8 protein-coding genes and 1 pseudogene are annotated in these 9031 nt (G+C 46.3%); 7 read left to right on the plus strand and 2 right to left on the minus strand.

Going from position 1 to position 9031, the window contains the following annotated elements:
- The 6 genes and pseudogenes from A936_RS22955 to A936_RS17000 all read left to right on the plus strand — a co-directional run.
- Positions 1 to 636 (plus strand): annotated as a pseudogene (locus A936_RS22955) (hypothetical protein); the annotation flags it as partial.
- Between the two features lie 69 nt (positions 637 to 705).
- A complete protein-coding gene (locus A936_RS16980; protein WP_008459968.1) occupies positions 706 to 1818 on the plus strand; it encodes an acyltransferase family protein in 1113 nt (370 codons plus the stop codon).
- A gap of 541 nt (positions 1819 to 2359) precedes the next feature.
- Positions 2360 to 3682, plus strand: a complete 1323-nt coding sequence (locus A936_RS16985) for a hypothetical protein (protein WP_237717591.1) — start codon at positions 2360 to 2362, stop codon at positions 3680 to 3682.
- A 10-nt stretch (positions 3683 to 3692) separates the two neighbouring features.
- Complete coding sequence (locus tag A936_RS16990; RefSeq protein ID WP_008459972.1) at positions 3693 to 4646, plus strand: glycosyltransferase family 2 protein; 954 nt, start codon at positions 3693 to 3695, stop codon at positions 4644 to 4646.
- Complete coding sequence (locus A936_RS16995) at positions 4643 to 5047, plus strand: GtrA family protein (protein ID WP_008459974.1); 405 nt, start codon at positions 4643 to 4645, stop codon at positions 5045 to 5047. The genes A936_RS16990 and A936_RS16995 overlap by 4 nt, the downstream gene beginning before the upstream one ends.
- A 640-nt stretch (positions 5048 to 5687) precedes the next feature.
- Positions 5688 to 6542, plus strand: a complete 855-nt coding sequence (locus tag A936_RS17000; RefSeq protein ID WP_008459975.1) for a MurR/RpiR family transcriptional regulator — start codon at positions 5688 to 5690, stop codon at positions 6540 to 6542.
- A 29-nt stretch (positions 6543 to 6571) separates the two neighbouring features.
- Here the strand turns inward: A936_RS17000 and yedF are convergent, their stop codons facing one another.
- The gene (yedF, locus tag A936_RS17005; protein WP_008459977.1) at positions 6572 to 6808 is read right to left on the minus strand and encodes a sulfurtransferase-like selenium metabolism protein YedF; all 237 of its coding nucleotides are present in this window, start codon (positions 6806 to 6808) and stop codon (positions 6572 to 6574) included.
- A complete protein-coding gene (yedE, locus tag A936_RS17010; protein WP_008459979.1) occupies positions 6805 to 8019 on the minus strand; it encodes a selenium metabolism membrane protein YedE/FdhT in 1215 nt (404 codons plus the stop codon). The genes yedF and yedE overlap by 4 nt, the downstream gene beginning before the upstream one ends.
- 195 nt (positions 8020 to 8214) lie before the next feature.
- On the opposite strand from yedE, the gene yedD reads away from it, so the two are divergent.
- A complete protein-coding gene (gene yedD, locus A936_RS17015; protein WP_008459981.1) occupies positions 8215 to 8634 on the plus strand; it encodes a lipoprotein YedD in 420 nt (139 codons plus the stop codon).
- Positions 8635 to 9031: the final 397 nt, after the last annotated feature.

Consider the following 9031-nt stretch of genomic DNA (forward strand, 5'->3'; position numbering starts at 1 on the left):
GTCTTCAGCCTCGCTGAGTATACTGATGATCTGTTCGTCGGAAAAACGCTTCTTCATGGGGATGTCCTCATGTGGCTTATGAAGACATTACTAACATCGCGGTGTATTAATCAACGGGGAGCAGGTCAAACATCTATGGATATGCGCTTAGTGCAGGTCAACGGGTATCAGTTCGGCTTCAGAATGTCTGGGATGCAATACACAACAATGACAAACTGCACAGCAGAAAACTGCACTCCAATGGCCGGAGAAACTGTTAGTTATGCGTTTGATTTTGTTAATCCTTACTGCATAGTGATGAATACTTGCGCAACGGAAGAGTGTGTCGGTGGGCAACTAAGGGCTACAGTTCAAGGAAATCCATCGTTTAGGCCATCCCTGATTGTGAACGGATATCTGCCAATATCACAACATAACCCACTTGCTCCCACCCCCATAATCAACATAGATAATGCTGGATTGATTGAATCTAGCGTAGTTATAAATGGCGGGGATTGGGCAATATCTCCTTCTGCACCAAACTTAACAGTACCAAGAGCTAGCGGATCAGGCCAAAAAGTCAGACTCATAGGTGTCAATGGATCTCCGAAATCAACATGGAACATCGCTGCCGGGGCTGATGTTCAGGAATTCTGATTTACACTCGTTGACATAGAAGCCATATGAAACTAACCTGCCAGAAATATTTAACTTTCTGGCAGTTTTATGTCTAAAAAAACAAATATAATTCACAGCCTTACATCTCTTAGAATGCTTGCGGCACTAGGTGTTTTTGTGAGTCATCTCGGGATTTTGTCGTTATCCTCGATACCTCAGTTTCACGAAGTATCCCGTTACTTCTTTAACGGTTATGTTGGGGTAACTTTCTTCTATATACTTTCAGGGTTTATTATTAACTACAGCTTCAACAAAAACATAGCAAGTGGAGAGTTCAGTAAAAAAGATTTCATTGTCCACAGGCTGGCACGGTTGTTCCCTGTGCATTTAGTGTCATTGTTATGTGTGCTTTTTTTATTTGGATATACAGCAAACTTTGAGGCCGTAAATAAAGAGGCATTGGTTTACAATTCACTATTGCTTCATGCTTTCATTCCAGACGTTAAGTATTACTTCTCTTTTAACCCTGTTTCATGGAGCATTTCATGTGAAATGTTCTTCTATGCTTGCTTCTGCTTGCTCGTAAAAGTAAAAACTAGATACCTTGTGTTTGTTTTGTTTGCTATTTTAGCAATCAGCATCTACTCAATGATAAATCCATTATTTAACGTTACCCCTCATTGGTTGTTTTACATTAATCCATTCTTTAGAATTGGTGATTTTATAATTGGCGTTATAATTTGTAGGGTTTTCATAGATAACCCTGTGAAGCCAAAGGTTAGCGTATGCAGTGCTATGGAGGTTCTATCTTTGGCGTCCCTTGCATTGACTATTTATCTCGCAACAAATCATATCTCAAACATGAATGTTAAATATGATTTATTGTATATTCCATGCATGGCTTTCATAGTTATCGCGTTCTCATTTAATAATGGATTTATCTCTAAGCTGTTATCTGGAAGATATTTCATTCTTCTTGGTGAAGCTTCATTTTCATTCTATATGTTTCACTGGATGGTCATATCTAAGCTCATAGAAATCATTAACCCTGAAAAAGATGATGCAATATCCGTTATTACGTATATTTTTGCGTGCCTGGCGCTATCAATAGCAATTTCAATAGTTTCATTTAAATTTATTGAAATGCCAGCCAACAGATTAATTAGAGCCGCGTGGTCGAAATTATCTTCAAGAGAAAAGAAGGCTGAAAGCGCAGCCTGATGTACTCACCTTTACCAATAATGGATAGTCAGGATTCCTGCCGCCGACCGCACAAACAGCCCACTCAGGTGGGTTTTTCCTTCATCCTCATGGGGTATGCGTGGGGCAAAAAATTAGCGCAAAACAACTCAGGCAGGGAATGGGTTCGATTTGTCTTAAGCTAATGCTCTGTTGTGATGGTATTTTATTAGAGGTGATTTGGTGGCACTGTGGGGGCATTTTCATGCCTGGAGGCAGAAATGTGGACACAAAAAAGGCTTTGCTTGCCCTTATTTGTATTAAAACGTTTTTTGCTAAATAACTGTTCTGTATCTAAGTACCAGATTTTAAGCTTTTCGAGCCTCCAATCACATAAATAGATATTATTGTTCTATATTAATTTCTATGCTGAAATCATTTTCTTAACATGTAAATTAATGTCTGGGTACATAAAACTCAGTTTTTTGAATAAAACGATTGACTTATGAATGCTTGCCTGAGTGCGTTTACTGTGTGATAATGCCCGCCCTGCTGTATGTCAAGTCAACGGAAATCAATGACAATGTCAACCATCGACATAAAAAAAAGAACCCCGCAAGCAGTCCTGGCAGCAATTGGCTTAGCATTAACTTTGCGGGCTTTCTTCCCTGGGATAGTCAGTAGCGACGCGATTGATCAATACCAGCAAGCGACCAGTTTTATTTTCAGTGATTGGCACCCTCCAATAATGAGCTTTATTTGGTCAGTTGTTAACGACTGGATACCAGGCCCATTTGGAATGCTGTTACTTGAGTGCATTTTGTACTGGGGTGGGTTATTTCTTCTTTCTTTATCCATTCCACAATCGCATAGAAAACTTTCTTTAGCGGTTATAGTTGCTGGCTTCATGCCATTCACCGTTGGTACGCTTAGTCACATATGGAAAGACGTACTTCATGGAGTCATGTGGTTATTTGCTGTTGGTATTATTGGATTGTATTCCTACTTAGATAATGAAAAGGACAGAAGAATTAAAAAACTGCTGCTTGCATCGGGGGTAATGTTAGCTGCGGGAACCATGGTTCGATTTAATGCAATTTTTGGTTTGCTCCCTTTGGTATGGCTTCTTTTTAGCAAGATAACTATTCAATCCTGGAAAAAGTGGTTGATAATACTTATCTTATTCCCAGCATGCACCATTCTATTAACGTCGGTATTTAATTACGGTTTTCTTAATGCGGCAAAGGGCAGGGCTTATCAATCATTAATAGTCTTTGATATTGGAGGGATATCTCATTTCTCTGGTAAAGATTACTTCAAAGAGAATTGGTCTAATTCTGAAAGTGATAAAGTAACATCAATTTGCTACAACTCAAAAGCATGGGATGTATATGCATGGGGTGAATGCAAGTATGTGCTTAGCGATATTCAGGCATCAGGAGCATGGGCAGATGGAACCTTATTGAAAAAATGGGTTACTGCAATCTACAATGAACCTGGTGCATACCTGCATCACCGATATGAAAACTTCATGATTTTATTGTGGAATCCTAATTTAATATTAGGTGGCCAAACTGCAGATAATGATCTGGGTTTTAAATTTGAAAAAACAGGTATGTTCAGAACTCTTGAGGTGACAACTAATCTACTAAAAGACAGTTTTGTTTTCAAACCTGGTTTTTGGCTTTTAGCATCTTTTTTGTTTTCTATATATGGGTTGTTTGCCAAAAAATGTTTTACAAGGGATATGTTTCTGGCATTAAATGCATCAAGTTTCTTATACCTTCTTGCATACCTTTTTGTTGGTGTAGCTTCTGACTTTAGATACGCATATTGGTCAATACTGGCAACGTCAGCGAGCATTCCTTTTATTATGCTTTCTATAAAAACAAATAAATCATATTAACGAGGTTGTAATGTATTATCGTGGTCAACATGTAGCATTAATCGTTCCCTGTTACAATGAAGAGGCGGCGATAGAGTCCGTAATTCACGGATTTCGTGATGCTATGCCAGAGATTGATGTTTACGTTTTTGATAACAATTCAAGTGATCGCACTACACTTGTTGCTTCCAGCGCTGGAGCAAAAGTAGTTTCTGTGCAACTTCCTGGAAAGGGGAATGTTGTACGAAGAATGTTTGCCGATGTTGATGCTGACATCTACGTGATGGTCGATGGGGATGCAACATATGATGCAAGCGCAGTTCAGTCTCTTGTTGACAAGCTTCTTGATAACCGACTAGATATGGTCGTCGGGTGTAGGGAAACCAAAGAAGAAATTGCTGGAGAGGCATACAGACGCGGCCACCAATGGGGTAATTATTTACTAACTCAAAGCGTTGTTAAAATATTCGGTGGAAACTTTACTGATATGCTTTCAGGATATCGGGTATTCACACGTAGATATGCTAAGTCTTTTCCGGCGCTTTCCAATGGTTTTGAAATTGAAACAGAACTTACAGTTCATGCGTTAGAACTTCGCATGCCATATGGTGAGATAATGACATCGTATGGGGCTCGTCCAGAAGGATCTGTGAGTAAATTGTCTACGTATCGAGATGGGTGGAGGATATTAAAAACAATTGGTCGACTATATATAAGTGAACGCCCATTTTCTTTCTTTGGAATTTTTGCTTTGATCATGGCAATGGTTTCGCTAGTGTTGGGATTCCCAATATTAACTGAATATCTTCAAGTAGGATTAGTTCCCAGGCTGCCAACGGCTGTGTTGGCAGCCTCTATCATGATAGCAGCTGCATTGTCGTTCGTTTGCGGTTTGGTTCTGGATAATGTCACAAGAGGGCGTCATGAAATGAAGCGGCTGGTCTACCTTGGTATTGCTCTTCCAGATACCAGAGAAGATAAATGAGAAAAGTTCTGAGAGAATTTTTTTTCTTCGGAATTAGTGGGGTATTCGGTTTCTTGATCGATACCTCGGTGCTTTACATGTTGCGTGAGTTCCTCGGGCCGTATGCAGCTCGAGGATTCTCATTTTTCTGCGCAGTTATTGTGACATGGCTATTCAATAGAAGGATCACATTTAAGGAAAATAGCTCTGGCATGAAGCCGCAAAGCGAATTTGTATCATACCTCGCGTTAATGCTGGCAGGCGGAGTGGTAAATTATGGTCTTTATAGTTGGCTTATATCCTCTTATAAATTAGTTAATGAAAATCCGATTATAGGCGTAGCTGCTGGGAGCATTGCAGGAATGTTAGTAAATTTGATTACTTCAAGGCTAGTACTATTCCGGAAAAAGTCGGACCGTTAATTAGCAAAAATATCATTTGCATAAATTAAAGATGCTTTAAAATATAGCCCACTCAGGTGGGCATTTTGTCATCTGTACCTGCTGGGCATCCAAGGAAAAAATTAGCACAAAGCAACTCAACACCGGTGCTGGTGAGGGTTGGCTTGCGCTAATGCCGTGCGCCATCTTCATGGCATGGGGCACTGATGGGACAAAAAACTAGCGCGAGGTTGCGTGAACTTCCCAACAGTCCAAACACTCTCGCGCTAAATCTCTGTCTTAAACGTGATGTTTCCTGTTCTTTCTCTATCTTACAATTTAACTCCTCATATGATGAACATGCAGGTTTAGTGCATGGGCTGATTGATTTCAGACAGGAGCAAGCCTTGTTTGCTCTTGTCTGGTATTTGACCGTGCGTTGTATTTTTGCCCCGCCTTTGACTCTTTCATTCATCCAGCTTGTGTCTTATCTGCACGTTAAGCGACGCACATCCGCGTTTTCACAACGTTAGTATGTTAAGTAAAATAGCGTTTTAACGCTAATCCCTGCCTGATACCCTTATTTATTTGACGTCAAAAGTAATTTCACTGCACTATCAGGACGATACCTTCAAGACACCGGAAGGGATTTCCGGTCTAAATGGGAGCGTCCTGTCAGCCTATGACCCCGCAACAAAAGCTAGAAGAACATTACGAGACATTAACCCCCGAGCTGCAGCGGGCGGCAGAGTTGAGCCTGCATAACATGAAGGACTTAATTGCGCTTTCGATGCGGGCATTTGCCACACGCATTGGCGTCAAGCCCGCCACGCTGCTGCGCCTGGCTCAGCGTCTGGGCTATGTCGGCTGGGGAGAGTTCAAAGCCGCCGTTATTCAGGAGCTTGGCCTCAATATTGAAACCCATCAGGCAAGGGCCGAAAAGCTGGTCGATAAGGGCAGCACGGCGTCGCTCTATCAGGAAGTGTTTGACGCCCATGCGGCAAATCTATCCCATACCGAGGCTGAAAATCCGCAGGCAATGGAACAGGCGGTTGATGTCCTGGATGCGGCCGAACATGTTTATGTGTGCGGCTTTCGGGCCAGCTATTCGGTGGCCTACACGCTGTTCTATATCTATCGCCTGTTTAATAAGAACGTGTCGCTTATCGACGGCCAGGCGAGCAATTACGAAATTTTCACCCGCGAACTGACGCCCAAAGATGTGGTGTTGATGATAGGATTTGCCCCTTACTCGCGTGAGTCGCTGGACGTGCTGGGCGCGGCGCGGCAGGCCGGAAGCAAAATTGTTGCGCTGACAGACTCTCCACTCTCCCCACTCGCGAAACACGCCGCCAGCACGCTTTATTTCTCCGCGCACAGCCCGTCGTTCTTTCCTTCCGTAGTCTCGGCCATGGGCATTGCCGAGTGCTTGCTGGCGATGCTGGTGGCTAAACACGGAGACAGGGCGGTACAGAAAATTGCCAGCGCAGAGCGTTTCCTGCTGGATTCCGGGGCGTGGGTGAAGCCGGTTCGTTGAAATAAGGGGCAGCTTTGCCCCTTGCATGATTAACGCTGAATAAGATAGCGAATGGTGGGGCCGTCCTGCTGAATATCCAACACCGTGTAGCCGTGGTTTTTGGCGTCCAGCGGGATGTTATTGATGGACTGCGGGCAGTCGCTGATCACTTCCAGGATCTCGCCTTTTTTCAGCTGCGGCATCGCCTCCAGCGTGGCAACAGCCGGGTAAGGGCAAGGCTCACCTACCATGTCCAGGCGGTAATCCGGGACAATGTTCTGACTCATGCGGTTTCTCCTGTTGTGGTGCCGATAGCCTGGTTTTTACGGCGAAAGAAGCGTTTTTCCCAGCCGACAATCAGCAGATAAGCGACGAGCAGCATCAGGTAAGTCACCAGCAGCCCGCCCAGTGGCCCAAAGGTATTCAGCAGGTTGACTTTATCCCAGCTGGTGGCCAGCGCCGGAGAAATATCATCCCAGAACCAGGCCAGCAGCGTAGAGCCAATCACGTTGCCGAGACCGACCCACCAGTAGTGAACCTGACCTTCAACCGCGCGATACATCCAGCCCGTTTCGCAGCCTCCGGCCAGCACGATACCAAAGCCAAACAACAGCCCGCCGATGATGGCGTTTGGCCCTGCCCACATGATTTTGGCTTCTACGCCAAGCTGAACATAGCTAAAGATGCCAATGGCGCTGACCGCCATCCCCAGAATAATTGCTTTGGCCATCTGGGTTCGGCCGGTGATCCACATGTCGCGGAAGGCGGAGGTGAAGCAAATCTGTGCGCGTTCGATAAGCAGGCCAAAGCCGACGCCAAACAGCATGGCGAGGCCGAGTTTTGGCTGGTTTATGGCGGTGAAACCCGCCCAGCCGAGCATGCCGATAAACACCAGCATTCCCATACGGAAACGGCGCTTAGCGCGATCCGGCTGCTGGGTGAGCGGGGAGGCAGCGGAGACTTTTTGCAGCTTGACCGGAATGCGGAACATCGGCAGCAGCGTGAAGCGCGCGCCAAACCAGCAGCCGATGGCGGTGGCAAGGGCGAAGAACCAGGCGTGCAGCGAAAACTGTGGGATCCCGGTAAAGAACGCCGCGAGGTTGCAGCCCATTGCCAGTCGTGCGCCGAAGCCAGCAATGATCCCGCCGAGCACGGCCTGAATGATGCGGATGCGGTGCTGGGGCAAACGAAGCTTGACGTTATTGGCCCACAGGGCCGCGGCGAAACAGCCGCCAAACATGCCGATGATCATCATGCCGTCGATACGGGTTAGCGGGCTGCCGTCGAGGTGAATTAGCTTGTAGTAACCCCATTCTTCGGCGTGAATGCCCATCAGCTGCAGGAGCTGGCCGCCCCAGCGGGTGAATTCGCCGGTGACGGCCCAGAAGGTACCGGTGATGCCAAAGTAATAGGTGGAGAGGATCCCGGCCGCGATCACCGCGGGCATTGGTTTCCAGAAGGTTACCAGGTATTGGTGTTTAAAGGAGTGCCAGGTCATTGTTTTCGCCTCTGAACTCAGAAGAACGTGCCGCGAAGGGCAAAAGAAGGCGCCATCATACGCCCATCTTTTGGGCTTAACAGGCTGAAAAGACGAAAAAACAATCTGGATCAATTTTTGTGCCCCAGGCGGAATTGCTGGCAGGCATCGGGCTTTAATGCCAGAATTATTTTTTCTCCGCAGTCAGGATAGACGATGAAGAAGCTTTTAGTATTGGCGGCGCTGGTAGCACTGGGCGGCTGCACCGAGATCAGAGATTATAAGCAGGTCGTTCGTACCGAAGCACCGGCGGGTATGGCGGGCTACTGGCAGTCCAGCGGGCCACAGAGCGAGCTGGTTAGCCCGGAGGCGATTGCTTCGCTGGTGGTCACGCCGCAGGGCGATACGCTGGATTGCCGCCAGTGGCAGCGGGTGATTGGGGTTCCGGGTAAGCTGACGCATTTGTCTGGCGATCTGCGTAATGTCACCGTCAAGCGCGAGATTTACGACATCGGCCTAAACGGCGACACGCTGGAGTACGCCGGGATGACGTTGAAGCGTGTGGATCGTTTGACGCCGGAATGCGCTGATTTCCTGGCTAAAAATCCTTTAGATAGCCAACTGTCGAAAGGCTAAGGGAGAATGCCTCTCACTCCAGAGAGGTGAGAGGGCTGGTGCTCAACGCTGTAGCTACGATTTCATTCGCTTACTTTTTTGAGGCTGTCTTGTAGTGACCAATAAGTTCTATGGAGGAACGGCTAAGCTTCCGTTCACTTCAAGTCCTAATTCCTATGTAGCTTCTGAGCTGGTGAACGTCTCAGGGGAGTCACCGTCACTCCCCTGAGAATCCGGACTCCCGGCCAAATAAATCGACCGCGTGAGCGGCAAACCTCCGTTTTATCTCCCAGTTCTGGATCGGCTGAGATGCGTTCCCGACGCTCTCAGCCTCCGGCCGTTCCCGACGGCCGGACCCTGGCCAGTCGGAGAGAAAACGGAGGCGATTTAAGCCGGAACCGTGCCTCGCTTCAATCCC

It is taken from the genome of Enterobacter sp. Ag1 (assembly GCA_000277545.1).
Lineage (GTDB): Bacteria > Pseudomonadota > Gammaproteobacteria > Enterobacterales > Enterobacteriaceae > Cedecea.

What these genes read in the sequence shown, in the direction of transcription:
- A936_RS16995 (WP_008459974.1), top strand. Translation starts at nt 4,643, where the DNA reads ATGAGAAAAGTTCTGAGAGAATTTTTTTTCTTCGGAATTAGTGGGGTA.
- yedD (WP_008459981.1), top strand. Translation starts at nt 8,215, where the DNA reads ATGAAGAAGCTTTTAGTATTGGCGGCGCTGGTAGCACTGGGCGGCTGC.
- A936_RS16990 (WP_008459972.1), top strand. Translation starts at nt 3,693, where the DNA reads ATGTATTATCGTGGTCAACATGTAGCATTAATCGTTCCCTGTTACAAT.
- yedF (WP_008459977.1), bottom strand. Translation starts at nt 6,808, where the DNA reads ATGAGTCAGAACATTGTCCCGGATTACCGCCTGGACATGGTAGGTGAG.
- A936_RS16980 (WP_008459968.1), top strand. Translation starts at nt 706, where the DNA reads ATGTCTAAAAAAACAAATATAATTCACAGCCTTACATCTCTTAGAATG.
- A936_RS17000 (WP_008459975.1), top strand. Translation starts at nt 5,688, where the DNA reads ATGACCCCGCAACAAAAGCTAGAAGAACATTACGAGACATTAACCCCC.
- yedE (WP_008459979.1), bottom strand. Translation starts at nt 8,019, where the DNA reads ATGACCTGGCACTCCTTTAAACACCAATACCTGGTAACCTTCTGGAAA.
- A936_RS16985 (WP_237717591.1), top strand. Translation starts at nt 2,360, where the DNA reads ATGTCAACCATCGACATAAAAAAAAGAACCCCGCAAGCAGTCCTGGCA.